Origin of the sequence: Bacillus sp. SIMBA_026 (assembly GCF_046535335.1) — a bacterium.
Classification (GTDB): domain Bacteria; phylum Bacillota; class Bacilli; order Bacillales; family Bacillaceae; genus Bacillus; species Bacillus velezensis.
In genome coordinates this window covers 80130-106675 of sequence record NZ_JAWRWX010000004.1, presented here as the reverse complement: position 1 = coordinate 106675, position 26546 = coordinate 80130, and the positions used below count along the sequence as shown (strand labels likewise).

The window sequence follows — 26546 nt, the reverse complement described above, 5'->3', positions numbered from 1 at the left end:
ATGCCGCATGACGAGAACCAGGGAAGCAGGCTGAGTCTGCTGCTGTTTTATTTTCTCGCTTTTTTATTGTTATGGGAATGGCTCAGGCCGCTGCACAATTTTACGGATACAAAACATACCGGTTTTTTCATCGTTTTTATCGGTTTGGCATTTCTGCTGTCATTCTTCCGGATGAGGTGGTACGTCACCGTGCCGTCCTGCATTCTGTTTACGTTGATCAGTATTCACATCCTGTTTTATAAAGGTTCGGTTTTTCAGCCGGAATGGCTCGTTTCTTTTTTGCGGGACGTGATGCAAAATGCCCGCCACATCGGGTCCGGAAGATGGAATGACATGAACCCGTCATTCCGCACGTTGCTGTTTTTTGTGCTTTTATGGCTGCTCGTGTATTTGCTGCATTACTGGGTGATCTATCAGCGGAAAATATTATTCTTTTTTATCATGACGGTGGCGTATATCACCGTGCTTGATACGTTTACTCCCTATGATGCCGCGTACGCCGTCATCCGGATCGTCTTTATCGGCTTTTTGATGATGGGGCTTTTGTATATGGAGCGCATCCGGCTTACGGAACATATAGCGTTTAAAAAAAGATTGATACTCAAATGGTTTCTGCCGCTGATGCTGTTTATCTGCGCTTCCGTCGTGTTCGGTCTGGCGGCTCCGAAATCAGACCCGAACTGGCCGGACCCCGTGCCGTTTCTTAAAAAAATAACAAACCACAAAGAAGTGCCCGCCGCCGAAAGCAAAATCGGCTACGGCAATCATGATGAAACATTGGGCGGCCCTTTTCAGGAGGATGATACGCCGGTTTTTACATGGAAGGGAAAAGAACGGGCGTACTTCCGGGTGGAAACGAAGGATACATACACGGGGAAAGGCTGGGTGGAGACCGATCAGGGCATGTCCTATAAACTGAACGGCGGCAACGTGGAAGATATATGGTTTGACCGGAGTGTGCAGACGAGACGGTATACGGCACAGGTGTCCATTGATGAGAATTATCTCTATAATCACGTCATGTATCCGATCGGCGTCTCCAATATTAAACCGAAGCACTCGATTCAGCTTGAAATGAACGGAAACACCGAGCAAATTACGCCGGTCAGTGAACAAGTGGGCAACATCCGCAATATGGGACGGTACACGGTGACTTTTCAGGCGCCCGTCTTTAAGCTGAATGATCTCAGAAAAGTGAAAGTGAAACGATACCGTGAGCAGAATCAATTCAATGACCGGTATTTACAGGTCCCCGACAGCCTTCCGAAAAGAGTGAGACAGCTTGCGGACAGACTGACGCGGAATCATCATAATATGTTCGATAAAGCGAAGGCGATCGAGGATTATCTCGGATCTTCCGCATTTTCGTATAATACACAGGATGTCGCGATTCCGGAGCACAATCAGGATTATGTCGATCAATTTCTGTTTGAAACGAAAAGAGGATATTGTGATAACTTTTCATCGGCAATGGCGGTGCTGCTCCGCTCCGCGGGAATTCCCGCCCGTTGGGTGAAGGGCTATACATCCGGCGAATATAAAGGGGCAGGCGACCATAACGGCCACATTTATGAAGTCACAAACAACAACGCCCATTCGTGGGTAGAAGTGTATTTTCCCGATCAGGGCTGGGTGACGTTTGAGCCGACAAAAGGCTTCACCAATCCGACGGAGTTTACGTCAGAGCAAAATCATACCGCGGCAAAAGACAGCGGAGGCTCAGCGGGGGGGTCGGATTCACCGTCTGACAAGCAGCGTCAGGAAACAAAGCCGGAAAAAGAAGAAACACCGAAAAAGCGGGATCACAATGCGGCACCGCAGCCTGTGATCCGCAACAAAACCGCGGCACACCTGTGGCCGTATGCAGCCATCGTCATCGTGATTTCAGCCGCGGCGGCACTCGCCTGGCTGTTCCGGGCGCGCTGGATTCCGCACGTTACAGCAGCCAGATTGAAGCGGCGAACGGATGAAGACGTCTTTTTCGACGCATATGCCGCGCTGCTCCGCCAGCTGAAACGAAAAGGATTCAGCAGAGGGGACGGAGAAACGCTGCGCGATTTTGCCGCGAGGATTGACGAGGCATACGGTACAAACGACATGTCCGAGCTGACGCTGCGCTATGAGCGGGCCTTATACCGCAGGGATAATGCCGCAAAGCTTTGGAATGAATCGGGACAGTTGTGGGAAAATATAATTAAAACAAGATAGTCTTGACCGCATATCGTCCTGTTGTTAGAATAAATGAATGTTAAATGGGAGCCCGGGAGCGTTAAAAAGCCGGGCTTCCGTACAAGTCTTGCGCGACAGAGGGCTGAACGTTTGTCCTCCGTTTTTTCTGTGTCAAAAACTTAGAGGAGATTAGGTGACAACCATGACGAAGTTAGTGAATGAAATGATTCTTGTTCTTGATTTCGGCAGTCAGTATAACCAGCTGATTACCCGCCGGATCCGTGAATTTGGCGTATATAGCGAGCTGCACCCCCATACGTTGACAGCTGAGGAAATCAAAGAAATGAATCCAAAAGGAATTATCCTTTCAGGCGGACCGAACAGTGTATATGATGAAGGATCTTTCCGCTGTGATGAAAAAATCTTTGAACTCGATATTCCTGTATTGGGCATCTGCTACGGCATGCAGCTGATGACTCATTACCTCGGAGGGAAAGTCGAGGCGGCAAGCCAGCGCGAATACGGAAAAGCGAACATTCAGATTCAAGGAACTCCTGACTTGTTCAAAGATCTTCCGGAAGAACAGGTTGTGTGGATGAGCCACGGCGATTTGGTTGTAGAAGTTCCTGAAGGCTTCACTGTTGACGCAACAAGCCATCACTGCCCGAATTCAGCGATGAGCAAAGCGGACAAGAATTGGTATGGCGTTCAGTTCCACCCGGAAGTGCGCCACTCTGAATACGGCAATGATCTTCTGAAAAACTTTGTATTCGGCGTTTGCGATTGTGAAGGCAAATGGTCAATGGAAAACTTTATCGAAATCGAAATGCAAAAAATCCGTGAAACAGTCGGAGACAAGCAGGTTCTTTGCGCGCTAAGCGGCGGTGTTGATTCCTCTGTTGTGGCTGCTTTAATTCATAAAGCGATCGGCGACCAGCTGACTTGTATTTTCGTCGATCACGGCCTGCTTCGTAAAGGCGAAGCTGAAGGCGTCATGAAAACGTTCAGCGAAGGCTTTAATATGAATGTCATTAAAGTTGATGCGAAAGACAGATTCTTGAACAAGCTGAAAGGTGTTTCTGATCCTGAGCAAAAACGCAAAATCATCGGCAACGAATTCATTTACGTATTTGATGATGAAGCGGACAAGCTTAAAGGCATCGATTACCTTGCGCAAGGAACGCTTTACACGGATATTATCGAGAGCGGTACTGCAACGGCGCAAACGATCAAATCGCATCACAATGTCGGCGGACTTCCTGAAGATATGCAGTTTGAACTGATCGAGCCGCTGAACACCCTTTTCAAAGACGAAGTGCGTGCGCTTGGCACAGAGCTCGGCCTTCCGGATGATATCGTATGGCGTCAGCCGTTCCCGGGCCCTGGACTTGGCATCCGCGTACTCGGTGAAGTAACGGAAGAAAAACTTGAAATCGTTCGTGAATCAGACGCGATTCTTCGTGAAGAAGTGGCGAACCACGGCCTAGAGCGCGACATCTGGCAGTACTTCACGGTTCTTCCCGATATCCGCAGCGTCGGCGTCATGGGAGATGCGAGAACGTATGATTACACAATCGGTATCCGTGCCGTAACATCAATTGACGGCATGACATCTGACTGGGCGCGTATCCCTTGGGATGTGCTTGAAGTGATTTCGACACGGATCGTCAACGAAGTGAAACACATCAACCGCGTCGTGTATGACATTACGAGCAAGCCGCCTGCAACGATTGAGTGGGAATAAATGAAGATAAAAAACGTCTCTTTTTAAAAAAGAGGCGTTTTTTTTCATCTTTTTGAAACCGTTTTGCCCCGATTCATATCTAACAGCATAGGAGGTGGATAAGGTGAAGGAAGAACGATTGATCAAAAAGGCGAAAAAAGGTGATGCCGCAGCCTTTGAAAAACTGATCACAGCACACCAGGATACTTTATATAAAACAGCTTATCTCTATTTGCATCACAAGGAAGATACACTGGACGCTGTTCAGGAAACGGCTTACAAGGCTTTTCTTCATATCGCGCAGCTGAAGGAGCCGAAATATTTTAAAACGTGGCTGATCCGGATTTTGCTTCATACGATTTTTGCGATGAGGAAAAAGCACGGAGACGTCATCCCGTTTGAGCCGCAACATGATACGCGCGCGGAGAATAAGAACATTGAAGAATACATAGATCTTCGGAATGCTCTGGAAACGCTTGACGAACATATACAGCTGACCATTCAGCTTTATTATTTTCAAGATTTCTCGATTGCTATGATCGCTGAACAGACCGGTATGGCGGAAGGCACTGTAAAAACGCATCTCCACAGGGCGAGAAAAGCATTGAAGCAGGAGCTGGAAAAGGAGGATAAACAAATATGGAAAAGCATCAAATGAAGCAATTGTATCAGGACATTGACGTGCCGAAAGCTGAATTGAGAAACGTGATACATAGCGCCGCTGTCCGTGCCGGAAAAGAAGGCGCCGTCAGACGGAGATGGGGACGAAAAGTAATAAACGGCCTCGCGGTTGCTGCTGCTTTGTTTATTCTGTATCTGTCCTCAGGTTTGTTCATGCCCTCCGTTAATACGGCTATGGGAAACATCCCTGTTGCTGGGCAGATTTACAGGGTATTTCAGGATAAGGCAGGTTCTGCGCTGTTTAAAAGCAATTTGGTGACAAAACTGAACGAGAAAGCGGAATCACGCGGGATTACGGTTACAGTGAAAAGTGTGTATTACGACAGCGGGCAGCTCGTTTACAATTTTACCGTTGACAATTTGAAATCTGATGAGGAGGATATTCCTTTTGAAGTAGATTATAAAGACAGTCGGAATATATTATCTTTGGATTATGACAGTCAGGGCATGAAAAAAGTGAAAGACGGGCAGTACGGGGGGCAGCTTCGCTTTTTTGCGGACGGCTCAAAGCTGAAAGACGGTGATAAGCTTCCGCTTGTCATTACACAAATTAAGGATATCCCCGGAAACTGGCGCTTTACACTCCCGATTAAAAAACAAAAGTCCGTTTCTCTTGTAGGAACGAAAGCTGTGAATGTAAATCACGGATTATACCGCTTTTTCGATATCCGGGCGGAAAACGGAACGACGGGATCGGCTCTCCTGTATTCAGTCGACTTCTCTGATGCAGCTAAAAATGATACGATCTCGATTGACGAAGCAACGGATGATGCAGGAAACCATTATGGAACGACAGCGTCGGCTATTGAACTTGGCAGCAGGAACAATCTTCCCGGCGGCGGGAAAAGAGCACGCGGCCAATCTCAATTCAGCAAACCGATAGACCCGAAAGCGAAAACACTTTTCATAACGGGTAATTTAAAATCAGAATCAGAGCCGGGAGAAATCGTGCCTCTGAAAACAAAACTGCCCGTCAGTTATAAAACGAAACATCATCATGTCGGCATTACCATCAAAAAGATCAAACAGCAAGGCAGACGGGTAATCGTTGATTATCAATTCACCGGAATTAATGACAGCAAGGCGGATGAAGATCAGCTGATGAATATCGGTGAGTCTATCGGTCTCGGCAATACGAAAAAAATGAAAACCTGGCCATCGCTTAATGAGTATGAAAAAGGCTATTATCTGAAAGGGAATAAGGCGAAAGTCACGAACCTTAAAACGGGTGAAATGGAATCCGTTTTTGAATTGGATGATTCATCCAATAAAGACTATTCGTTGCGCGATTTCTCATTCGATTCATACGCTTTGTATGTCAATCGAACGTTCATGAACATTTTAGCAGGTGACGGCAAGATTACATTCTCGGTGCCGGTCCGGCCTGCGGACGGAAAATGATGTCGGGAAGGCGGCTTTTGCCGTCTTCCATTTTTGGTCAATTAACGAATAAACCAAATTTTTTTAACGGGATTGTTCGTTTTTTTTATTGAGTTTTCAAAATTGAATTGATACAATAGACTCAGAAATCAAATATGCAGATATCGTATAATGGCGGGGATATGGCCCGCAAGTTTCTACCAAGCTACCGTAAATGGCTTGACTACGGATCAATCTCAATCGTTTGATATAAATAATCCATTCTTATTTATTCAGACTGAACGTATGTAGTCAAGCGTCCCAAATGTATTTGGGGCGTTTTTTATTTGGCGGATAACGGGCAGAATAAATGGGAGAGAATGAAGGAGGCAATTGGCTTGAAGCAATTTTTTCAGTTTGATGAGCTGGGGACAAGCTATCGTAATGAAATCATCGGCGGTTTAACAACCTTTTTGTCAATGGCGTACATTCTGTTTGTCAATCCGCTGACATTGTCTTTAAACGGTGTGAAGGGATTTCCCGAAGCATTAAAAATTGATCAGGGCGCGGTGTTCACCGCTACAGCCTTGGCGTCTGCGGCCGGCTGTATTTTAATGGGGCTCATTGCAAAGTATCCGATCGCGATTGCGCCGGGTATGGGATTAAATGCGTTTTTTGCTTTCTCTGTCGTCCTCGGCATGGGGATTTCATGGCAGGCTGCGCTTTCCGGCGTCTTGATTTCCGGAATTATCTTCGTGGCGCTTTCGCTGACGGGATTGCGGGAAAAAATCATTAATGCGATTCCGCCTGAGCTGAAATTGGCGGTCGGCGCGGGTATCGGTTTGTTCATCACATTTGTCGGTTTGCAGGGTTCGGGCATTATTGAAGCGAACTCATCGACTTTGGTGTCTATCGGCAATATTCACAGCGGCCCTGTGCTGCTGACGGTTTTCGGTGTTATTGTGACTGTCATTCTGATGGTGCTTCGCGTAAACGGCGGCGTATTTATCGGAATGCTTCTGACGGCGGTTGCCGGCATGGTCTGCGGACTGATTCCGGTTCCGACGCACATTGTCGGCAGCGTGCCGAGTCTTGCGCCGACTTTCGGACAGGCGTGGATGCATCTTCCGGATATCTTCTCCGTACAAATGCTGATTGTCATTTTAACGTTCCTGTTCGTCGGGTTTTTCGATACGGCCGGAACGCTGGTGGCTGTAGCGACACAGGCCGGGCTGATGAAGGAAAACAAACTTCCGCGTGCGGGAAGAGCGCTTCTGGCGGATTCGACATCAATCGTTATCGGAGCCGTACTCGGTACGTCTACAACGACTTCTTATGTTGAATCCAGCTCAGGCGTTGCGGCGGGGGCTCGCTCCGGCTTCGCGGCTGTTGTGACGGGCATTCTCTTTTTGCTGGCGATGTTTTTCTCGCCGCTTCTGTCAGTCGTCACCACGAATGTGACGGCTCCGGCTTTAATTATTGTCGGCGCGCTGATGGTGGCGCCGCTCGGTAAGATCGCCTGGGATAAATTCGAGGTGGCTGTGCCGGCATTCTTAACGATGATTATGATGCCGCTGACGTACAGCATTGCGACGGGGATTGCGATCGGTTTTATTTTCTACCCGATTACAATGATCTGCAAAGGAAAAGGAAAAAGCGTTCACCCGATTATGTACGGGCTGTTCGTCATCTTTATCCTGTATTTTATCTTCTTGAAATAACGGAAAACCGGCTGAGTTCAGCCGGTTTTTTGTTTTTGTCCTATTCCGTAAAACCAATACATAATATAAAACGTCATGTGGGTGTCCGGGTGAAGAAAACCGCTTGACTGTTTAAGGACGCTTCGGTACCTTATATAAGTGTTTTATTTTCTTGCTTAACAAATTCCGCCGTATTTTTTTGATAGGAGTTGCTGACATGACGGAAGAAAGAAAAGAAACGTTGGAAGAAGAAAAACAGCATCAGGGAACTGATGAAGAACCGCTGTCGAGAATGTCCAGAAATGCGGGACGTTATCAAAAGCAAAAGAAAAAAGATAAGGAACGGCGCCCGGCTCCGGCCTTTACGGAAAAACTCGCTTCTGCATGGGCCGCGGTCAAACGTTATTGCCGTTTCGCGCTGCGCATTTTGACATCACCGGTGAAGGTCGTTGGGGAAGACGGCTTTTCCCGCTTTAAATATGCTCTTATTTCAATGCTTGTATTCAGTATCTTTTTCTCAATCGGAAATTGGTTTCAGCTGAGGGCAAGCCAGCAAAGGCCTCTCGGATACGGAGAGCGGCATCATACGTTTTTTGACGGCTTTACCGTCGTTCTCGTGTATACGCTCATCTTTTTTGCCGCTGCGGCCGGGGCGGTCTGGCTTGTATCACGTTATATGATGAAACAGAAAATCACGATGCGGGATGCGGCCGCGGGGGTCGGATCGCTTTTGGTTCCGGCTGTCGCCTGCTCTATCGTGTGGATGATTTTCGCGATATTGAATCTGCCGGTCGTCACCGTGGTGTTTACGGCGCTGACCTTGTTTCTGGCCGCCTCGGCGATGGTGCAATTTGTGCAGATTCTTTACAAATCGGCTGAAAAGCCTGCGGCTGACGTGATGTACTGTATTTCCGCGGCGGTCATCATCATGCTCATTTTTACGGCTGTGACATGGCCGCTTATTTCAGAGTACTTTACTGCCTCGCTGATCCCTTTATAAGTCGAAATTTGTCTTTCACAATGTTTACAAATTTTTCTAATAAAGCGTGTTGTTTTGAAGACCCGGCCGAGATATGATGAGAGCAACAGCAATTCGAAAGCGGCACTACTCTTTATGATTCGGAAAGGGATGATGAAGATGGCCCCGTTGTTGCGAGAAGCCATTAATCGGAAAAAACAGCACCTGAGGACAAAACTGATCCGCTCAGGGTTTTATCAAGACCATGTTCAGGAACTGTCCGGATACACGCTGAGTGAGCTTGAAAAGGAATATGAAGCCGTCAAACGATTGAAAAAAGCCGAGCTTCACTAATAAGAGCTTGAAAGTCTGCCTTGCGGGGCGGGCTTTTTTTTCTTTTGAAAATGATCAAAAGAGGGTAAACTATTCTTAATTGAAAGATTGGCTTTTCAAATTATCAGAGGAGGGGGAATCAATGATGCAGACGATTTTATCCAACAGTATAGGTATGGTTCTCATTATTCTCATCATTAACATTATATATGTCTCTTTCTTTACGATCAGGATGATTCTGACATTAAAGGGACAGCGCTATTTCGCCGCGGGCATCAGTACGATTGAAATCCTTGTGTATGTGACCGGCCTGAGTCTCGTGCTCGGCAATCTGAATCAAATTCAAAACGTCATTGCCTATGCACTCGGCTACGGTCTCGGTGTCATAGTGGGAATGAAAATTGAAGAAAAACTGGCGCTCGGCTATATTACAGTCAACGTCATTACGAAGGAGCTCGATCTGGACCTGCCGAAACAGCTCCGGGAAAAAGGATACGGGGTTACAAGCTGGGTTGCGGGAGGACTTGAAGGAGACCGGACCGCCATGCAGATACTGACACCGCGCAAATATGAGCTTCAGCTTTATGATACGATTAAAACGCTTGATGAAAAAGCGTTTATGATCGCCTTTGAGCCGAAAACGATCCATGGCGGATTCTGGGTGAAAGCAGTGAAGAAGAGGAGAATTAAGGAATGACAAAGCCAAAAAAGAAACGGTTTGAAGTAACGGAAGATGAAACGATTGACACCATTCTCACTTTAATGAAGGAAGAGGGCTATATGCCCGTCCGGCGGATGGAAGAGCCGATCTTTACAGAAAAGAAAGAAAATGGATCAATTCAAGTCGTTCCTTGCGGGAAAAAAATCGTATTTGAAGGGAAATTGATCTAAACACGAACATTAAAAGAAAGAATTTTTATATCGTTCGATAATGTCGTTGACATTATCTAAGTCCGTTGTTAAGATAAACATGAAATCAAAACACGACCTCATATAATCTTGGGAATATGGCCCATAAGTTTCTACCCGGCTGCCGTAAACGGCCGGACTATGCAGGAAAGTGATAAACAGCTGACATGGATATCGCAGAAGCGAACGACTGACGATACGCGCGCCATGCCCGGTTTGTATTGCTTCCTCATAGTTGCAATACGAGCCGGGCTTTTTTTCTGAAAAACAAAGCATGAGAAGGTGGGAACAGAATGCAGCCGCTAGCAGGAATCATCATGGGAAGCACCTCCGATTGGGAGACAATGAAACATGCATGCGACATACTTGACGAACTTCACATTCCTTATGAAAAACAGGTGGTATCCGCGCACCGGACGCCTGATTTGATGTTTGAATATGCAGAAAGCGCAAGAGACAGGGGTTTAAAAGTCATTATTGCCGGAGCCGGAGGAGCGGCGCATCTGCCGGGAATGACGGCGGCCAAAACGACGCTGCCGGTGATCGGCGTACCGGTTCAGACGAAATCGCTTAACGGGCTTGATTCTCTTCTGTCTATCGTACAGATGCCCGGCGGCGTGCCGGTCGCGACGACGGCGATCGGGAAAGCGGGCGCAGTGAACGCGGGTCTGTTAGCCGCGCAAATTTTGTCGGCATTTGACGATGACATTGCGGATAAACTAGAGGCGAGAAGAAATGCGACAAAACAAACGGTGCTGGAAAGCAGTGATCAGCTTGTCTGATAAAAAAACGATTTTTCCCGGCGCCGTCATCGGCATTATCGGAGGCGGACAGCTCGGAAAAATGATGGCTGTCGCCGCAAAACAGATGGGCTATAAAGTCGCTGTCGTCGATCCCGTGAAAGACTCGCCATGCGGACAGATCGCCGATATTGAGATTACCGCCCAGTACAATGACCGTGAAGCGATTCAAAAATTGGCCGGAGTCAGTGACATCATTACCTACGAATTTGAAAATATCGATTACAAGGCGCTCAACTGGCTCAAAGAACATGCATATCTTCCCCAGGGAAGCGAGCTGCTGCTCATCACTCAAAACAGGGAAACGGAAAAAAAGGCGATCCAGTCAGCAGGCTGTCAAGTCGCTCCTTATCGGATCGTAAACAGCGGACGGGAGCTTGAGGAAGCCGTTCAGGCACTGGGGCTCCCGGCGGTGCTGAAAACATGCCGCGGCGGATATGACGGCAAAGGCCAATTTGTCATTAAGGAAGAAGGACAGACAGATGAAGCGGCTGCGCTGTTAGAAAACGGCACGTGCATACTTGAAAGCTGGGTATCGTTCCGGATGGAGCTTTCCGTTATCGTGACGAGATCGGTGCACGGTGAGATTTCAACCTTTCCGGCTGCTGAAAATATCCACAAAAATAATATTCTGTTCCAAAGCATCGTACCCGCGAGAGCGGAGGAAACGGTTCAAAAGCGGGCAGAGGCGCTTGCCGTTCAGCTCGCGGAGAAATTGGAACTTGTCGGGCCCCTTGCGGTGGAAATGTTCGTCACGGAAGACGGAGACCTTTTGATTAATGAACTGGCGCCGCGTCCTCACAATTCAGGGCATTATACGCTCGACCTTTGTGAAACGAGCCAATTCGAACAGCACATCAGAGCGGTCTGCGGACTTCCTCTCGGCAGAACCGATCTTCTCAAACCGGGAATGATGGTGAATCTGCTCGGTGATGAAGTGAAGCTTGCGGAGGAGCATACGGAGCTTTTAAAGGAAGCCAAACTGTACCTGTATGGGAAACATGAGATAAAAAAAGGCCGCAAAATGGGGCATATGACATTTTTGCGGAAGCCTGATGAAACATGGATTCAGGACATCACGAACATATGGATGAAAAGAGACGGAGGACGAGCATAATGATCGAACGTTATTCAAGACCTGAAATGTCCGCGATCTGGACGGACGAAAACAGATACCAGGCATGGCTGGAAGTCGAGATTTTAGCCTGTGAAGCCTGGGCTGAGCTTGGCGTCATTCCGAAAGAAGACGTCAAGGTCATGCGTGAAAACGCGTCTTTCGACATCAACCGCATTTTGGAAATCGAGCAGGATACGCGCCATGACGTCGTTGCATTCACCCGTGCGGTTTCAGAATCATTAGGTGAAGAAAGAAAATGGGTTCACTACGGCCTGACGTCAACAGATGTCGTGGATACCGCTCTTTCCTATCTATTAAAACAGGCGAATGAGATCTTGCTCAAGGACATTGAGAGATTTGTTGACATTATAAAAGAAAAAGCGAAAGAACATAAATACACGGTCATGATGGGCCGCACGCACGGCGTACACGCGGAACCGACGACATTCGGCCTGAAACTCGCGCTTTGGCATGAAGAAATGAAACGCAACCTTGAACGTTTCAAGCAGGCAAAAGAAGGGATCGAAGTCGGGAAGCTTTCCGGCGCGGTCGGCACATATGCGAATATTGATCCGTTCGTAGAGCAGTATGTCTGTGAAAAACTCGGTCTGAAAGCGGCGCCGATTTCCACTCAGACATTACAGCGCGACCGACATGCGGATTACATGGCGGCACTGGCTTTGATCGCGACGAGCATTGAAAAATTCGCAGTGGAAATCCGCGGTCTGCAAAAGAGTGAAACACGTGAAGTGGAAGAGTTTTTTGCGAAAGGACAAAAAGGTTCATCGGCTATGCCTCATAAACGGAATCCGATCGGGTCGGAAAATATGACGGGCATGGCGCGCGTGATCCGCGGGTATATGCTGACGGCATACGAAAATGTACCGTTATGGCATGAGCGTGATATTTCTCATTCATCAGCTGAGCGCATCATTCTTCCTGACGCGACAATCGCGCTGAATTACATGCTGAACCGATTCAGCAATATCGTCAAAAACTTAACGGTATTCCCGGAAAATATGAAACGCAACATGGACCGCACACTCGGTTTGATCTATTCTCAGCGCGTGCTGCTTGCTTTAATCGACACGGGTCTGCCTCGTGAAGAAGCATATGACACGGTTCAGCCGAAAGCGATGGAAGCGTGGGAAAAACAAGTGCCGTTCCGCCAGCTTGTCGAAGCGGAGGAAAAAATCACGTCCCGTCTCACACCGGAACAGATTGCCGATTGCTTTGACTACAATTATCATCTGAAAAACGTCGACTTGATCTTTGAGCGTTTAGGTTTATAGAAGAAGCCAGCCGGAGGCGGCTTCTTCAGCCGCTATAGATTGAATATTCCCAACATTCGGGTTAGGAGGCCTTCCGTGAATATTGTGAACAATAATCTTCTTTATGAAGGAAAAGCGAAACGAATTTATCAAACAGAAGACGAACAGATTCTCCGCGTGGTCTACAAGGATTCCGCAACAGCCTTTAACGGTGAGAAAAAAGCGGAGATCAGCGGAAAGGGCCGTCTGAACAATGAAATTTCAAGCCTGATTTTCAGACATCTGCACGCCAAAGGAATTGACAACCACTTTGTGGAGCGTGTTTCAGAATCAGAGCAGCTTATCAAAAAAGTGAGCATCATTCCGCTTGAAGTCGTGGTCAGAAACATTGCCGCCGGAAGCATGTCGAAACGTCTCGGCATCCCGGAAGGAACTGAGCTTCCGCAGCCGATTATCGAATTTTATTATAAAGATGACGCGCTGGGCGATCCGCTCATCACAGAAGATCATATCTGGCTCTTGAAAGCGGCGGCTCCTGAGCAGGTCAAAACGATCAAATCGATTACAAACCAGGTGAATCAAGAACTTCAGCATATTTTTGAAAACTGCGGCGTCAGATTAATAGATTTTAAGCTGGAATTCGGCTTAGACGCAGAGGGACGGGTGCTTTTAGCGGACGAAATTTCTCCTGACACGTGCCGTCTGTGGGACAAAAACACAAACGAAAAGCTCGATAAAGATTTGTTCAGACGGAACCTGGGAAGCTTAACCGACGCATATGAAGAGATTTTCAAAAGACTGGGAGGCATTTCATAATGTATAAAGTGAAAGTTTATGTCAGCTTAAAAGAAAGTGTGCTCGATCCTCAAGGAAGCGCGGTGCAGCATGCATTGCACAGCATGACCTACAATGAAGTGCAGGATGTGCGCATCGGAAAATACATGGAGCTGACGATTGAAAAATCTGACCGCGATCTTGACGCGCTCGTGAAAGAAATGTGTGAAAAGCTCCTTGCCAATACAGTCATTGAAGACTACCGATATGAAGTTGAGGAGGTTGTCGCACAGTGAAATTTGCGGTGATTGTGTTACCCGGCTCCAACTGTGATATTGATATGTTCCACGCCGTAAAGGACGAACTCGGCGAAGAAGTCGAGTATGTCTGGCACGAGGAAACAAGCCTTGACGGATTTGACGGCGTGCTCATCCCCGGCGGGTTTTCATACGGCGACTACTTGAGATGCGGCGCCATCGCCAGATTCGCAAACATCATGCCGGCCGTGAAAAAAGCGGCTGCCGAAGGAAAACCGGTTCTCGGCGTCTGCAACGGATTCCAGATTCTGCAGGAGCTCGGACTTCTGCCAGGCGCGATGAGACGCAACAAAGATTTAAAGTTCATCTGCCGCCCGGTTGAATTAATCGTGCAGAACGGCGATACGTTATTCACATCTTCATATGAAAATGGACAATCGATTACGATTCCGGTTGCCCACGGCGAAGGCAATTTCTACTGTGATGATGAAACGCTTGAAAGATTAAAAGAAAACAATCAAATTGCCTTCACATACGGCGGCGATATTAACGGAAGCGTCTGCGGCATTGCCGGCGTCGTGAATGAGAAAGGCAACGTATTAGGCATGATGCCTCACCCTGAGCGCGCAGTCGATGAACTGCTCGGCAGCGCAGACGGTCTTACATTGTTCCGGTCTATCGTGAAAAATTGGAGGGAAACTCATGTCGCTACTGCTTGAACCAAGTAAAGAACAAATAAAAGAAGAGAAACTCTATCAGCAAATGGGTGTCAGTGATGACGAGTTCGCACTCATTGAATCTATTATCGGAAGATTGCCGAACTACACGGAAATCGGGATTTTTTCCGTCATGTGGTCAGAACACTGCAGCTATAAAAACTCAAAACCGGTTTTACGCAAATTCCCGATTAGCGGCGAACGCGTGCTGCAGGGTCCCGGAGAAGGCGCGGGAATCGTTGACATCGGTGACAATCAGGCGGTCGTGTTCAAAATTGAATCTCATAACCATCCGTCAGCGCTTGAGCCATACCAAGGTGCTGCGACGGGAGTGGGCGGCATCATCCGTGATGTTTTCTCAATGGGCGCCCGTCCGATAGCTGTATTAAACTCTCTTCGATTTGGTGAGCTCACTTCACCTCGTGTGAAGTACTTGTTTGAAGAAGTAGTGGCGGGAATCGCGGGATACGGAAACTGTATCGGAATTCCGACGGTCGGAGGAGAAGTGCAGTTTGACGCAAGCTATGAGGGCAATCCGCTTGTCAATGCAATGTGCGTCGGCTTAATTGATCATAAAGATATTAAAAAAGGCCAGGCGAAAGGTGTCGGCAACACGGTCATGTACGTCGGCGCTAAAACGGGCCGCGACGGCATACACGGCGCTACTTTCGCATCGGAAGAAATGTCAGATTCATCTGAAGAAAAACGTTCCGCGGTGCAGGTCGGCGATCCTTTCATGGAAAAACTTCTCCTGGAAGCATGCCTTGAAGTCATCCAATGCGACGCCTTAGTCGGCATTCAGGATATGGGGGCGGCCGGACTGACAAGTTCGAGTGCTGAAATGGCAAGCAAAGCCGGCTCAGGCATTGAAATGAACCTTGATCTCATTCCGCAGCGGGAAACAGATATGACCGCTTACGAAATGATGCTTTCCGAGTCTCAGGAACGCATGCTTCTCGTTATTGAACGCGGACGTGAACAGGAAATTGTCGATATTTTTGATAAATATGATCTCGAAGCGGTTTCCGTAGGTCATGTTACGGATGATAAAATGCTCCGCCTCCGCCATAACGGAGAGGTTGTTTGCGAGCTTCCGGTCGACGCGCTGGCGGAAGAAGCGCCTGTATACCACAAGCCGTCAGCAGAACCCGCGTACTACCGCGAGTTTCAGGAAACGGAAGTTCCCGCGCCTGAAGTAAAAGATGCGACAGATACGCTTTTTGCCCTGCTGCAGCAGCCGACAATCGCCAGCAAAGAGTGGGTGTACGATCAATATGACTACATGGTGCGCACAAATACGGTGGTCGCCCCGGGCTCTGACGCGGGAGTGCTCAGAATCCGCGGCACGAAAAAAGCGCTGGCGATGACGACGGATTGTAACGCGCGTTATCTCTATCTTGATCCTGAAGAAGGCGGGAAAATCGCAGTTGCCGAAGCGGCGCGCAACATCGTATGCTCCGGCGCCGAACCGCTTGCGGTCACGGATAATCTGAATTTCGGAAACCCGGAAAAACCTGAAATTTTCTGGCAGATCGAAAAAGCGGCCGACGGCATCAGCGAGGCGTGCAATGTTCTCAGCACACCCGTCATCGGCGGAAACGTATCACTTTATAATGAATCGAACGGAACGGCGATCTACCCGACGCCTGTTATCGGCATGGTCGGCTTAATTGAAGATACCGCTCATATTACGACACAGCATTTCAAACAAGCGGGGGATCTTGTATACGTGATCGGCGAAACAAAACCTGAGTTTGCCGGAAGCGAACTGCAAAAAATGACAGAAGGCCGCATTTACGGCAAAGCGCCGCAAATCGATCTTGATATAGAGCTGTCACGTCAAAAAGCATTACTTGACGCGATTAAAAAAGGCTTCGTTCAATCAGCGCATGACGTATCAGAAGGCGGCTTAGGCGTAGCGATTGCAGAAAGCGTCATGACGACGGAAAACCTTGGCGCCAACGTGACTGTTGCAGGGGAAGCGGCATTATTATTCTCTGAATCTCAATCCCGCTTCGTCGTTTCGGTGAAAAAAGAACACCAAGCGGCGTTTGAAGCGGCTGTGGCCGATGCGGTTCATATCGGCGAGGTAACGGCTGACGGACTTCTGGCGATTCAAAACCAGGACGGACAACAATTGGTTCACGCGCAAACGAAAGAACTTGAGCGCGCGTGGAAAGGAGCTATTCCATGCTTGCTGAAATCAAAGGCCTGAATGAAGAATGCGGTGTGTTTGGCATCTGGGGACATGAAGAAGCTCCGCAGATCACATATTACGGCCTGCACAGCCTCCAGCACAGAGGACAGGAAGGCGCGGGAATTGTCGCAACTGACGGTGAAAAACTGACGGCGCATAAAGGACAGGGGCTTATTACCGAGGTTTTTCAAAACGGCGAACTGAGCAAAGTGAAGGGAAAAGGCGCGATCGGGCATGTCCGTTATGCGACGGCAGGCGGAGGCGGATATGAAAATGTTCAGCCGCTCCTGTTCCGTTCGCAAAACAACGGCAGCCTCGCGCTCGCCCATAACGGCAACTTGGTCAACGCCACACAGTTGAAGCAGCAGCTTGAAAACCAAGGGAGCATCTTTCAGACTTCCTCCGATACGGAAGTGCTGGCTCACCTGATTAAACGCAGCGGACACTTTTCGCTGAAGGATCAAATCAAAAATTCGCTGTCCATGCTGAAAGGCGCCTACGCGTTCCTGATTATGACTGAAACAGAAATGATCGTAGCGCTTGACCCGAACGGACTCAGACCGCTGTCAATCGGCATGATGGGTGATGCTTACGTCGTCGCTTCAGAAACGTGCGCATTCGATGTGGTCGGTGCGACATACCTTCGCGAGGTAGAGCCGGGCGAAATGCTGATCATCAATGATGAAGGCATGAAATCAGAGCGTTTCTCCATGAATATCAACCGTTCCATCTGCAGCATGGAGTACATTTATTTCTCAAGACCTGACAGCAATATCGACGGCATTAACGTGCACAGCGCCCGGAAAAACCTCGGAAAAATGCTTGCCCAGGAGTCCGCGGTTGAAGCGGATGTCGTCACAGGCGTGCCTGATTCCAGTATTTCTGCAGCCATCGGCTATGCCGAGGCAACGGGCATCCCGTACGAACTCGGTCTCATTAAAAATCGTTATGTCGGCAGAACGTTTATCCAGCCGTCACAGGCTCTCCGTGAGCAAGGCGTGAGAATGAAGCTGTCCGCCGTCCGCGGTGTTGTTGAAGGAAAACGGGTCGTCATGGTTGATGATTCCATCGTGCGCGGGACGACAAGCCGCCGGATTGTCACAATGCTCAGAGAAGCGGGAGCGACAGAGGTGCACGTCAAGATCAGTTCACCGCCGATCGCTCATCCGTGCTTCTACGGCATCGACACATCAACACATGAGGAGCTGATCGCTTCCTCTCATTCTGTGGAAGAAATCCGCCAGATCATCGGTGCCGACACGCTTTCTTTCTTAAGTGTAGACGGATTGTTAAAAGGAGTCGGCCGAAAATTTGAAGACACCAACTGCGGACAATGCCTCGCTTGTTTTACGGGCAAATATCCGACGGAAATTTATCAGGATACAGTGCTTCCTCACGTAAAAGAAGCGGTACTGACAAAATAAAATCTGAAAATGATATAAAGGCAGCGGGAATTCAGGCTGCCTTTCTCTTTCTGCCTTTTAAGGAGAAACGAATTGACAAGGAGTGATAGGGATGTCTGATGCTTATAAAAATGCCGGAGTTGACATCGAAGCCGGATACGAAGCCGTCAAACGAATGAAAAAACACGTGGAGCGCACGAAAAGGCTCGGCGTTATGGGAAGCCTGGGCGGTTTTGGCGGAATGTTTGATCTGTCAGAGCTTCCGTATCAAAAGCCTGTTTTAATTTCCGGAACAGACGGTGTCGGCACCAAGCTGAAACTCGCATTTTCAATGGATAAGCATGACACGATCGGCGTCGATGCGGTCGCGATGTGTGTAAATGATGTGCTTGCCCAAGGAGCGGAGCCGCTGTTTTTCCTTGATTATTTGGCGGTCGGCAAGGCTGATCCGGTAAAAATTGAGCAGATCGTTCAGGGCGTGGCGGACGGATGCGAGCAGTCAGGATCAGCGCTTATCGGCGGTGAGACGGCGGAAATGCCGGGGCTGTATACAGCTGATGAATACGATATTGCCGGCTTTTCAGTCGGCGTCGCGGAAAAAGACGAAATCGTCACCGGTGAACATATCGAAGAGGGGCATCTCTTAATCGGACTTACTTCAAGCGGCCTTCACAGCAACGGATTTTCCCTTGTGAGAAAAGTGTTTCTTGATGACGGCGGACTTGATTTGGATACTGTCTATAAACCGTTTGCGCGTCCTCTCGGAGAAGAATTGCTGGAACCGACGAGAATATATGTGAAGCCGGTGCTTACGGCTGTGAAAAGCGGTAAGGTGGACGGCATGGCGCATGTGACAGGCGGAGGATTCATCGAGAACATCCCGCGGATGCTGCCGGACGGATTGAGCGCGGAAATTGATCACGGATCATGGCCGATCCCGCCGATTTTTCCGTTTCTGCAGGAGCACGGCAAGCTGAAAGAAGAAGAAATGTTCAATGTCTTTAATATGGGCATCGGTTTTGTCCTTGCCGTTAAAGAAGAAAACCTGACAGACGTCATCGACACGCTTGAAGCTCAGGGCGAGAAGGCTTATTTGATCGGCCGGGTCAAGCGGGGCGAAGGCATTTCTTTCGGCGGTGCGGCTCTTTCATGAAAAAGTTTGCGGTATTTGCTTCAGGAAACGGATCGAACTTCGAGGCCATTGCCAAACGCATGAGAGAAGAGAAGTGGGATGCGGAGCTCTCGCTTCTCGTGACCGATAAGCCTCAGGCAAAGGCGGTGGAAAGGGCGGAGGCTTTACACATTCCGTCATTCGCCTTTGAACCGTCATCTTTTGAAAACAAAGCGGCCTTTGAACGGGCCGTTATTGAACAGCTGCGCCTGCACGGGGCGGAATTAATCGTTCTCGCCGGCTATATGAGACTGATTGGAGATACGCTGCTTGAAGCATACGGGGGCCGCATTATTAATATACATCCCTCGCTTCTTCCGGCATTCCCCGGGATTGACGCTGTCGGACAGGCGTATCGGGCCGGTGTGAAAGTGGCGGGCATTACCGTTCATTACGTCGACGAAGGCATGGACACCGGACCGATTATCGCGCAAAAAGCATTCGAAATACAGGAAAACGATACGCTTGAAGACATAGAGCATACAATACACGAGCTTGAGCACAAATGGTATCCGAGCGTTGTGAAACAGCTGCTGGGACTAAATAACAGAGGTGAAAAGGCATGACAATCAAACGCGCACTAATCAGTGTTTCTGATAAAACAAATCTCGTCCCTTTCGTAAAGGAACTGACAGAGCTCGGCGTCGAAGTCATTTCGACCGGAGGAACAAAAAAACTTCTTCAGGAAAACGATGTGGATGTCATCGGCATTTCAGAAGTGACCGGATTTCCTGAAATTATGGACGGACGGTTAAAAACGCTCCATCCTAATATTCACGGCGGACTGCTTGCCGTAAGAGACAATGAAGAGCATATGGCGCAGATCAATGAGCACGGCATTGCACCGATTGACCTTGTGGTTGTCAACCTTTATCCGTTTAAAGAAACGATTTCAAAAGAAGACGTAACATACGATGAAGCGATAGAAAACATTGATATCGGCGGTCCCGGCATGCTGCGCGCCGCATCGAAAAACCATCAGGATGTGACGGTCATCACAGATCCGGCCGATTACAGCTCCGTGCTCAATGAGATTAAAGAACACGGCGGCGTTTCTCTTAAAAGAAAACGCGAGCTTGCGGCCAAAGTATTCCGCCATACCGCGGCATACGACGCATTAATCGCTGATTACTTAACACGCGAGGCCGGTGAGAAAGACCCTGAGCAATTCACCGTTACATTTGAGAAAAAACAATCGCTCCGCTACGGTGAAAACCCTCACCAAGAGGCGGTTTTCTACCAAAGCGCACTTCCCGTCTCCGGTTCCATCGCGGCGGCAAAACAGCTTCACGGCAAAGAGCTTTCTTACAACAATATTAAGGACGCAGATGCGGCCGTTCAAATCGTCCGGGAATTTACAGAACCCGCAGCTGTTGCCGTTAAACATATGAACCCGTGCGGAGTCGGTACGGGAGCTTCAATTGAGGAAGCATTCAATAAAGCGTATGAAGCTGATAAAACCTCCATTTTCGGCGGCATCATCGCGCTGAACCGTGAAGTTGATCAGGCAACGGCTGAAGCCCTTCACGGCATCTTTTTAGAAATCATTATCGCCCCTTCTTTCAGTGAAGAAGCGCTGAACGTACTGACGGCGAAGAAAAACCTTCGTCTGCTCACGCTTGACGTGACCGCATCAGGGAAGAAAGAAAAACAGCTGACATCCGTACAGGGCGGTCTTTTGATTCAAGATTTAGACGTCCATGGATTTGATGACGCCGACATCAGCATCCCGACAAAAAGAGAGCCGAGCGAGCAAGAATGGGAAGATTTGAAGCTGGCCTGGAAAGTCGTCAAACATGTGAAATCCAACGCGATCGTTCTTGCAAAAGACCATATGACGGTCGGTGTGGGCGCGGGGCAGATGAATCGCGTCGGTTCAGCTAAAATCGCCATTGAGCAGGCCGGAGAAAAAGCAAAAGGCAGCGCGCTCGGATCAGACGCGTTTTTCCCGATGCCGGATACAGTCGAAGAAGCCGCAAAAGCCGGTGTCACGGCGATTATCCAGCCAGGCGGATCGGTCCGCGATGAAGATTCGATTAAAAAAGCGGATGAATACGGGATCGCCATGGTATTCACCGGCATCAGACATTTCAAACATTAAGAGGGGGAACGAAGCGTGAATGTATTGATTATCGGAAAAGGCGGCAGAGAGCATACATTGGCTTGGAAAGCGGCGCAAAGCCCGCTTGTTGACACGGTGTACGCCGCGCCCGGAAATGACGGTATGGCAGACTGCGCGACGCTGGTCAACATTGAAGAAAGCGATCATGCCGCACTCATTGCGTTTGCGAAAGAACATCATGTCGGGCTGACGATTATCGGCCCCGAAGTTCCTCTGATTGAAGGGATAGCCGACGAGTTTGAAAAAGCCGGACTGCTTGTTTTCGGACCGTCTGAAAAAGCGGCAATCATTGAAGGGAGCAAACAGTTTGCCAAGGATTTAATGAAAAAATACGGCATTCCGACGGCGGAGTATGAGACGTTTACTTCATTTGAAGAGGCGAAAGCATATGTGCAGCAAAAAGGTGCGCCGATTGTCATTAAAGCGGACGGACTTGCCGCCGGAAAAGGTGTCACGGTCGCGATGACGGAAGAAGAAGCGATTGAATGCCTGCACGATTTTCTTGAGGATGAGAAATTCGGCGAGGCGAGCGCATCCGTTGTCATTGAAGAGTTCCTCGCCGGCGAAGAATTTTCTTTAATGGCGTTTGTAAAAGGGGAGACCGTCTATCCGATGGTGATCGCTCAAGATCATAAACGCGCCTTCGATGGAGACAAAGGGCCGAATACGGGCGGAATGGGCGCCTACTCACCGGTGCCGCACATTTCCGATGATATCGTCAGAAGCGCAGTCGAAACGATTGTGAAGCCGGCGGCAAAAGCAATGGTAAAAGAGGGACGTTCCTTCACGGGCGTGCTGTACGCGGGGCTGATTCTGACGGAAAACGGATCAAAAGTCATTGAATTCAACGCGCGCTTCGGAGATCCGGAAACACAGGTTGTCGTGCCGAGAATGGAATCTGACCTCATCCAGGTGCTCTTGGATCTGCTGCATGAGAAGGATGTTGACCTAAGGTGGAAGGATACGGCCGCCGTCAGCGTTGTACTGGCTTCTGAGGGCTATCCGGAAGGCTATGCGAAAGGCACGCCGATCGGCAGTTTGACGTCCGCTGAAGACGGGATCGCCGTTTTTCATGCCGGAACGAAAAAAGACGGCGGACAATTTGTTACAAACGGCGGCCGGGTCGCCAATGTCACGGCATTTGCTGAGACATTTGAAGCGGCGAGAGATAAAGTGTACAGCGCCGTTTCAGGGCTGACAAAACCCGGACTGTTTTACAGAAGCGACATCGGCGCCCGTGCGCTGAAAGCATCGCAGCGATAAAGAGGAAAACCCCGTGTCATATAAGATGCGGGTTTTCTTCTGAAAAGACGACTAAGACTGTCGGTTTGCCGTGTGACACGCAGTCATCGATGAAGTCTTCCGGCGTATAGACGGATTCTTCTCAGACTCGCGGGACAGGGGAAAATAAATAACAAGCCGAAACGGCTTGTTATTTTTCTTGCTGATGGCTGTCATCCTGATTCATTCCGGTTTGGAACATATATGTCACCGGACAGAAGCGGAGGATGCCGGACGCCGCTTTCATCGCGCCCATCATCATACAGAAGAGATGCATCTTGCACCAAGGTTTTCTCGTGTATTTCGCTGACGCAGCAGACAAAATGGTGAGGCCGCAAGTGATGCGCATAACGGCATTTAATAAACTGATATTCGGTTTCATCATTTCAGCTCCCTTAGAAAAAGTTTTTCATTCATCTTCAATAATTTGTAACGTTTTAGCCGTGCGATAATTGTGCGGATGTGATACGATGGGTCTAATATAAGCGAAGGAGAGTATGTGAATGTCCGAACGTACCTTTAACTGGAAAAATAAAGACATCAGATCACAGGCGGATGTTGTAGACTCAAAGCTGCTTCCAACGCTACTTTTACGGGATGCTCTCGTATTAAATCCTTTTTTAAAACAATGGCTGAAAAAGAATGTCTGGATTTATGGAGACCGAATTGTATATGTTGGTCATGAGCTTCCTGATGCAGCAGAGCACATTCATACCATAAATTGTGAAGGAAAATACATTGTGCCAGGTTACATTGAACCGCATACACATCCTTTTCAATTATATAATCCCCAAACGCTCGCCGAATATGTGTCTCAATTCGGAACAACGACGTTTGTTAATGATAACTTGTTTTTTCTTTTGCACAGCGGTAAAAAGAAAGCGCTTACTATATTAGAGGAACTAAAAAAACAGCCGGTGCAATATTTCTGGTGGTCCAGATATGATCTGCAGACTGAAGTGCTGAATGAGGATCAGCTTCTTTCTTTTGATGTCCGCAAGCAATGGATGGAGCACCCGGATGTCATTCAAGGCGGAGAATTGACCGGATGGCCGCGCCTCATGGACGGAGATGACCTGATGCTTCATTGCATGCAGGCGACAAAGAAACTGCGCAAGCGGATAGAAGGGCATTTTCCCGGAGCCTCTGAAAAAACACTGACGAAGATGAAACTGTTCGGAGCGGATTCCGACCACGAGGCGATGAATGGCGGCGAGGTGATGAGACGGCTTGAATTGGGCTACTATGTTTCGCTCAGACATTCATCCATCCGCCCTGATTTGAGAACGATTTTACAGGATCTTCATCAAAAAGGCTTCCGGCATTATGATCATTTCTTCTACACGACGGATGGAGCGACGCCGCATTTTTATAAAGGCGGCATGACGAATGAATTAATCAAAATCGCTTTGGAGGAAGGAGTTCCGGCGATCGATGCCTACAATATGGCGTCCTTTAATATCGCGAAGTATTATCAGATGGACGACTTTCTCGGTGTGATCGGTCCGGGCCGGCTTGCTTCATTGAACATTCTCGATGACCCGATGAATCCGGACCCGGTCACGGTAATCTCCAAAGGCATCCTGCTGAGGGAAGACGGCCGAAATATGAATGCGTTTACAGAAACGGATTGGAAAAAGGGCGGTCTTGTCCCTCTTGAGCTTTCATATGATATGACGATGGATGATTTACAGTTTTCAATGCCGATGGGTGTGGCCATGCGCAACGCGGTCATTATGGAGCCGTATATGATTGCGATTGATAATTCTGTTGACCAGCTTTCTTTTGATCATGATGAATGCTATCTCACGCTTCTCGATAAGCATGGAAAATGGCGGGTCAATACAATGCTGAAAGGTTTTGCCGATCGGGTGCAGGGCTTTGTCAGTTCCTACACGACAACCGGAGATATTATCGCTGTCGGAAAAAATAAGGAAGATATCCTGCTCGCTTTCTCACGGATGAAAGAAATCGGCGGCGGAATCGTGCTTGCCGAAAACGGGAAGATTCTTCATGAGATTCCCCTCGCCTTAAACGGTTCTGCATCTGCGGAGAAGTATGAAGAAGTGCTTGAGAAAGAGCAAAAACTGAGGACGCTGCTGGAGGAGCGGGGCTACCGATTCTGCGATCCGATCTATACGCTGCTCTTTTTGCAGAGCACACACCTGCCTTATATCCGCATTACGCCGAGAGGAATATTCGACGTGATGAAAAAAACTGTACTCTTTCCATCGATAATGCGTTAAAATATAAAAGCAGGGAGCCGACATATGAAAAGATGGAAAACCGTTTGTATGCTTTGTTTTGCGTTTTTGCTGCTTGCCGCCTGCCGGCAGAACAATGCCGATCAGGTGCAGCCGAAAGAAGCGGAAGCTCCTTTAACGGGGCTGAAAACTGAGCAGAAGCTTGCAGAACGCCGTCCGATTGCAGTCGCAGTGAACAATCATCCGAAGGCGAGGCCCCAATCCGGGCTGTCAAAGGCGGATGTTGTCATCGAAGCGCTCGCGGAGGGTCGGATTACGCGGTTTCTCGCGATTTTTCAAAGTGAGATGCCGGAAACGGTCGGGCCTGTGCGGAGCGCGAGGGAATATTTTGTCACGCTCAGCAGCGGGTTTAACAGCATATTTGTCCATCATGGCTGGAGTCCCGGCGCAAAAAAGCAGTTGGAGTCCGGAGCTTACGATTATATAAACGGTTTGGATTTTGACGGAAGCCTGTTTTGGAGAGCCGATTTCAGCAAGCCGCCCCACAATTCCTACACGTCGTATGACAATATCAGGAAGGCGGCGGAACAAAAAGGATACAAGCTGAACGGAAAAACAGAACCGCTCCCATTTCAGACATCAGATGCAAAACCCGGAAACGAAACCTACAATATTCGGATAGATTATGGAACACAAAACGTTACAAATCTTGTCGAATACGATTATGATAAAAAAGCTGATGCTTATACAAGAAGCTCTGATGGTGTGAAAGCGACAGACCGGGAGACCGGAAAGCCTTTAGCCATGCACAATATTTTTATTGTTGAAGCCGGCCATCGCATGACAGACAAAGATGGAAGGCGGGCCATCGATATTCAGACAGGGGGGAAGGGCCTCCTGCTTCAGCACGGCGATGTTATGGAGTCAGACTGGGAATATAAAGACGGCCGTATTCTGCCCGTAAAAGGCGGTGAGATTCTTCCGTTTGTGCCAGGAAAGACATGGATTAATATCGTGCCTGATCTCGATGCAGCTTCCATTAGTAAAGGAGAAGGTGTTTGACGATGCAAATCGATAAATTACGCGGAAAAGAACTGGACCAGTTATTTTTATCTATTTTATCGCTGAAAGATCTGGAGGAATGCTATCGTTTCTTTGATGATCTTTGTACGATTAATGAAATCCAATCGCTGGCGCAGCGTTTGGAAGTGGCAAGAATGCTCCGCGAAGGAAATACGTATCACAAAATTGAAAGCGAAACGGGTGCTTCCACAGCGACGATTTCCCGGGTGAAGAGATGCTTAAATTACGGTAACGACGCCTATGAAATGGCGCTTGACCGCGTAAACGAAGGAGAATCCTCCTCAGCTACGTAAAAAACCGCTCTGCCGATGACGGCAG

The 26546-nt window shown here is 48.5% G+C and carries 25 protein-coding genes and 2 riboswitches; of the genes, 24 read left to right on the top strand and 1 reads right to left on the bottom strand.

The features are described from left to right. The 21 genes from SB847_RS18755 to purD all read left to right on the top strand — a co-directional run bounded on the left by SB847_RS18755 (position 1) and on the right by purD (position 22923). Positions 1-2208, top strand: coding sequence for a DUF4129 domain-containing transglutaminase family protein (locus SB847_RS18755; RefSeq protein ID WP_410565003.1), 2208 nt, complete (start codon positions 1-3; stop codon positions 2206-2208). Between the two features lie 163 nt (positions 2209-2371). Then, the gene (gene guaA / locus SB847_RS18750) at positions 2372-3913 is read left to right on the top strand and encodes a glutamine-hydrolyzing GMP synthase (RefSeq protein WP_007408887.1); all 1542 of its coding nucleotides are present in this window, start codon (positions 2372-2374) and stop codon (positions 3911-3913) included. A gap of 103 nt (positions 3914-4016) precedes the next feature. Then, on the top strand, positions 4017-4550 hold the full coding sequence (locus SB847_RS18745; RefSeq protein WP_239033864.1) for a sigma-70 family RNA polymerase sigma factor: 534 nt from the start codon (positions 4017-4019) through the stop codon (positions 4548-4550). Beyond that, on the top strand, positions 4532-5974 hold the full coding sequence (locus SB847_RS18740; RefSeq protein ID WP_410578299.1) for a DUF4179 domain-containing protein: 1443 nt from the start codon (positions 4532-4534) through the stop codon (positions 5972-5974). Before SB847_RS18745 ends, SB847_RS18740 begins: the two co-directional genes overlap by 19 nt. 123 nt (positions 5975-6097) lie before the next feature. Beyond that, positions 6098-6199: riboswitch (purine riboswitch) on the top strand. Between the two features lie 131 nt (positions 6200-6330). After that, complete coding sequence (locus SB847_RS18735) at positions 6331-7653, top strand: NCS2 family permease (RefSeq protein WP_007408891.1); 1323 nt, start codon at positions 6331-6333, stop codon at positions 7651-7653. Positions 7654-7849: 196 nt separating this feature from the next. Continuing rightward, complete coding sequence (locus SB847_RS18730) at positions 7850-8632, top strand: hypothetical protein (protein ID WP_410578297.1); 783 nt, start codon at positions 7850-7852, stop codon at positions 8630-8632. 138 nt (positions 8633-8770) lie between these two features. After that, the gene (locus tag SB847_RS18725) at positions 8771-8944 is read left to right on the top strand and encodes a Fur-regulated basic protein FbpA (RefSeq protein ID WP_003155777.1); all 174 of its coding nucleotides are present in this window, start codon (positions 8771-8773) and stop codon (positions 8942-8944) included. Between the two features lie 121 nt (positions 8945-9065). Beyond that, the gene (locus SB847_RS18720; RefSeq protein ID WP_007609840.1) at positions 9066-9620 is read left to right on the top strand and encodes a DUF2179 domain-containing protein; all 555 of its coding nucleotides are present in this window, start codon (positions 9066-9068) and stop codon (positions 9618-9620) included. Beyond that, positions 9617-9814 (top strand): NETI motif-containing protein, encoded by a 198-nt coding sequence (locus SB847_RS18715; protein WP_007609843.1) that lies wholly within the window; start codon positions 9617-9619, stop codon positions 9812-9814. The genes SB847_RS18720 and SB847_RS18715 overlap by 4 nt, the downstream gene beginning before the upstream one ends. 78 nt (positions 9815-9892) lie before the next feature. Further along, a riboswitch (purine riboswitch) is annotated at positions 9893-9994 on the top strand. 131 nt (positions 9995-10125) lie between these two features. Beyond that, positions 10126-10614 (top strand): 5-(carboxyamino)imidazole ribonucleotide mutase, encoded by a 489-nt coding sequence (gene purE / locus SB847_RS18710; RefSeq protein WP_007609846.1) that lies wholly within the window; start codon positions 10126-10128, stop codon positions 10612-10614. Further along, positions 10568-11749, top strand: a complete 1182-nt coding sequence (gene purK, locus SB847_RS18705; RefSeq protein ID WP_410578295.1) for a 5-(carboxyamino)imidazole ribonucleotide synthase — start codon at positions 10568-10570, stop codon at positions 11747-11749. Before purE ends, purK begins: the two co-directional genes overlap by 47 nt. Continuing rightward, entirely contained in the window at positions 11749-13041 is a 1293-nt protein-coding gene (gene purB, locus SB847_RS18700; RefSeq protein ID WP_007408896.1) for an adenylosuccinate lyase, read from the top strand. Before purK ends, purB begins: the two co-directional genes overlap by 1 nt. A gap of 75 nt (positions 13042-13116) precedes the next feature. Continuing rightward, positions 13117-13836, top strand: a complete 720-nt coding sequence (gene purC / locus SB847_RS18695; protein ID WP_375005017.1) for a phosphoribosylaminoimidazolesuccinocarboxamide synthase — start codon at positions 13117-13119, stop codon at positions 13834-13836. Beyond that, positions 13836-14090 (top strand): phosphoribosylformylglycinamidine synthase subunit PurS, encoded by a 255-nt coding sequence (gene purS / locus SB847_RS18690; protein ID WP_003155758.1) that lies wholly within the window; start codon positions 13836-13838, stop codon positions 14088-14090. The genes purC and purS overlap by 1 nt, the downstream gene beginning before the upstream one ends. Further along, on the top strand, positions 14087-14770 hold the full coding sequence (gene purQ, locus SB847_RS18685) for a phosphoribosylformylglycinamidine synthase subunit PurQ (protein ID WP_105938008.1): 684 nt from the start codon (positions 14087-14089) through the stop codon (positions 14768-14770). The genes purS and purQ overlap by 4 nt, the downstream gene beginning before the upstream one ends. Next, a complete protein-coding gene (purL, locus tag SB847_RS18680; RefSeq protein ID WP_105938007.1) occupies positions 14754-16982 on the top strand; it encodes a phosphoribosylformylglycinamidine synthase subunit PurL in 2229 nt (742 codons plus the stop codon). The genes purQ and purL overlap by 17 nt, the downstream gene beginning before the upstream one ends. Beyond that, positions 16958-18388 carry an amidophosphoribosyltransferase gene (gene purF / locus SB847_RS18675; RefSeq protein ID WP_007609856.1) on the top strand — a complete coding sequence of 477 codons (1431 nt, stop codon included), beginning with the start codon at positions 16958-16960 and terminating at the stop codon, positions 18386-18388. Before purL ends, purF begins: the two co-directional genes overlap by 25 nt. 91 nt (positions 18389-18479) lie before the next feature. Then, the gene (gene purM / locus SB847_RS18670) at positions 18480-19520 is read left to right on the top strand and encodes a phosphoribosylformylglycinamidine cyclo-ligase (protein WP_410564977.1); all 1041 of its coding nucleotides are present in this window, start codon (positions 18480-18482) and stop codon (positions 19518-19520) included. After that, a complete protein-coding gene (purN, locus tag SB847_RS18665) occupies positions 19517-20104 on the top strand; it encodes a phosphoribosylglycinamide formyltransferase (protein WP_007408902.1) in 588 nt (195 codons plus the stop codon). The genes purM and purN overlap by 4 nt, the downstream gene beginning before the upstream one ends. Next, positions 20101-21639 (top strand): bifunctional phosphoribosylaminoimidazolecarboxamide formyltransferase/IMP cyclohydrolase, encoded by a 1539-nt coding sequence (gene purH / locus SB847_RS18660; protein WP_410564972.1) that lies wholly within the window; start codon positions 20101-20103, stop codon positions 21637-21639. Before purN ends, purH begins: the two co-directional genes overlap by 4 nt. A gap of 15 nt (positions 21640-21654) precedes the next feature. Continuing rightward, positions 21655-22923 carry a phosphoribosylamine--glycine ligase gene (gene purD, locus SB847_RS18655; RefSeq protein ID WP_032871756.1) on the top strand — a complete coding sequence of 423 codons (1269 nt, stop codon included), beginning with the start codon at positions 21655-21657 and terminating at the stop codon, positions 22921-22923. 169 nt (positions 22924-23092) lie between these two features. Here purD and SB847_RS18650 read toward each other — a convergent pair whose 3' ends face one another. Beyond that, a complete protein-coding gene (locus SB847_RS18650; protein WP_017419030.1) occupies positions 23093-23323 on the bottom strand; it encodes a YgaP family membrane protein in 231 nt (76 codons plus the stop codon). Between the two features lie 121 nt (positions 23324-23444). Here SB847_RS18650 and SB847_RS18645 point away from each other — a divergent pair, with 121 nt between their 5' ends. From SB847_RS18645 to SB847_RS18635, 3 genes are read left to right on the top strand one after another with little or no spacing between them, the layout of a single operon-like run. Further along, positions 23445-25187, top strand: a complete 1743-nt coding sequence (locus tag SB847_RS18645) for an adenine deaminase (RefSeq protein WP_410564968.1) — start codon at positions 23445-23447, stop codon at positions 25185-25187. Between the two features lie 24 nt (positions 25188-25211). Beyond that, complete coding sequence (locus tag SB847_RS18640) at positions 25212-26207, top strand: DUF3048 domain-containing protein (protein ID WP_410564965.1); 996 nt, start codon at positions 25212-25214, stop codon at positions 26205-26207. Positions 26208-26209: 2 nt separating this feature from the next. After that, positions 26210-26521: a YerC/YecD family TrpR-related protein gene (locus SB847_RS18635; RefSeq protein WP_029326169.1), complete on the top strand. Its 312-nt coding sequence runs from the start codon at positions 26210-26212 to the stop codon at positions 26519-26521. Positions 26522-26546 lie beyond the last annotated feature (25 nt).

Coding starts and splice junctions, on each gene's coding strand:
- SB847_RS18755 (WP_410565003.1), top strand. CDS start 1: ATGCCGCATGACGAGAACCAGGGAAGCAGGCTGAGTCTGCTGCTGTTT.
- guaA (WP_007408887.1), top strand. CDS start 2,372: ATGACGAAGTTAGTGAATGAAATGATTCTTGTTCTTGATTTCGGCAGT.
- SB847_RS18740 (WP_410578299.1), top strand. CDS start 4,532: ATGGAAAAGCATCAAATGAAGCAATTGTATCAGGACATTGACGTGCCG.
- SB847_RS18730 (WP_410578297.1), top strand. CDS start 7,850: ATGACGGAAGAAAGAAAAGAAACGTTGGAAGAAGAAAAACAGCATCAG.
- SB847_RS18725 (WP_003155777.1), top strand. CDS start 8,771: ATGGCCCCGTTGTTGCGAGAAGCCATTAATCGGAAAAAACAGCACCTG.
- SB847_RS18720 (WP_007609840.1), top strand. CDS start 9,066: ATGATGCAGACGATTTTATCCAACAGTATAGGTATGGTTCTCATTATT.
- SB847_RS18715 (WP_007609843.1), top strand. CDS start 9,617: ATGACAAAGCCAAAAAAGAAACGGTTTGAAGTAACGGAAGATGAAACG.
- purE (WP_007609846.1), top strand. CDS start 10,126: ATGCAGCCGCTAGCAGGAATCATCATGGGAAGCACCTCCGATTGGGAG.
- purK (WP_410578295.1), top strand. CDS start 10,568: ATGCGACAAAACAAACGGTGCTGGAAAGCAGTGATCAGCTTGTCTGAT.
- purB (WP_007408896.1), top strand. CDS start 11,749: ATGATCGAACGTTATTCAAGACCTGAAATGTCCGCGATCTGGACGGAC.
- purS (WP_003155758.1), top strand. CDS start 13,836: ATGTATAAAGTGAAAGTTTATGTCAGCTTAAAAGAAAGTGTGCTCGAT.
- purL (WP_105938007.1), top strand. CDS start 14,754: ATGTCGCTACTGCTTGAACCAAGTAAAGAACAAATAAAAGAAGAGAAA.
- purF (WP_007609856.1), top strand. CDS start 16,958: ATGCTTGCTGAAATCAAAGGCCTGAATGAAGAATGCGGTGTGTTTGGC.
- purM (WP_410564977.1), top strand. CDS start 18,480: ATGTCTGATGCTTATAAAAATGCCGGAGTTGACATCGAAGCCGGATAC.
- purN (WP_007408902.1), top strand. CDS start 19,517: ATGAAAAAGTTTGCGGTATTTGCTTCAGGAAACGGATCGAACTTCGAG.
- purH (WP_410564972.1), top strand. CDS start 20,101: ATGACAATCAAACGCGCACTAATCAGTGTTTCTGATAAAACAAATCTC.
- SB847_RS18650 (WP_017419030.1), bottom strand. CDS start 23,323: ATGAAACCGAATATCAGTTTATTAAATGCCGTTATGCGCATCACTTGC.
- SB847_RS18645 (WP_410564968.1), top strand. CDS start 23,445: ATGTCCGAACGTACCTTTAACTGGAAAAATAAAGACATCAGATCACAG.
- SB847_RS18640 (WP_410564965.1), top strand. CDS start 25,212: ATGAAAAGATGGAAAACCGTTTGTATGCTTTGTTTTGCGTTTTTGCTG.
- SB847_RS18635 (WP_029326169.1), top strand. CDS start 26,210: ATGCAAATCGATAAATTACGCGGAAAAGAACTGGACCAGTTATTTTTA.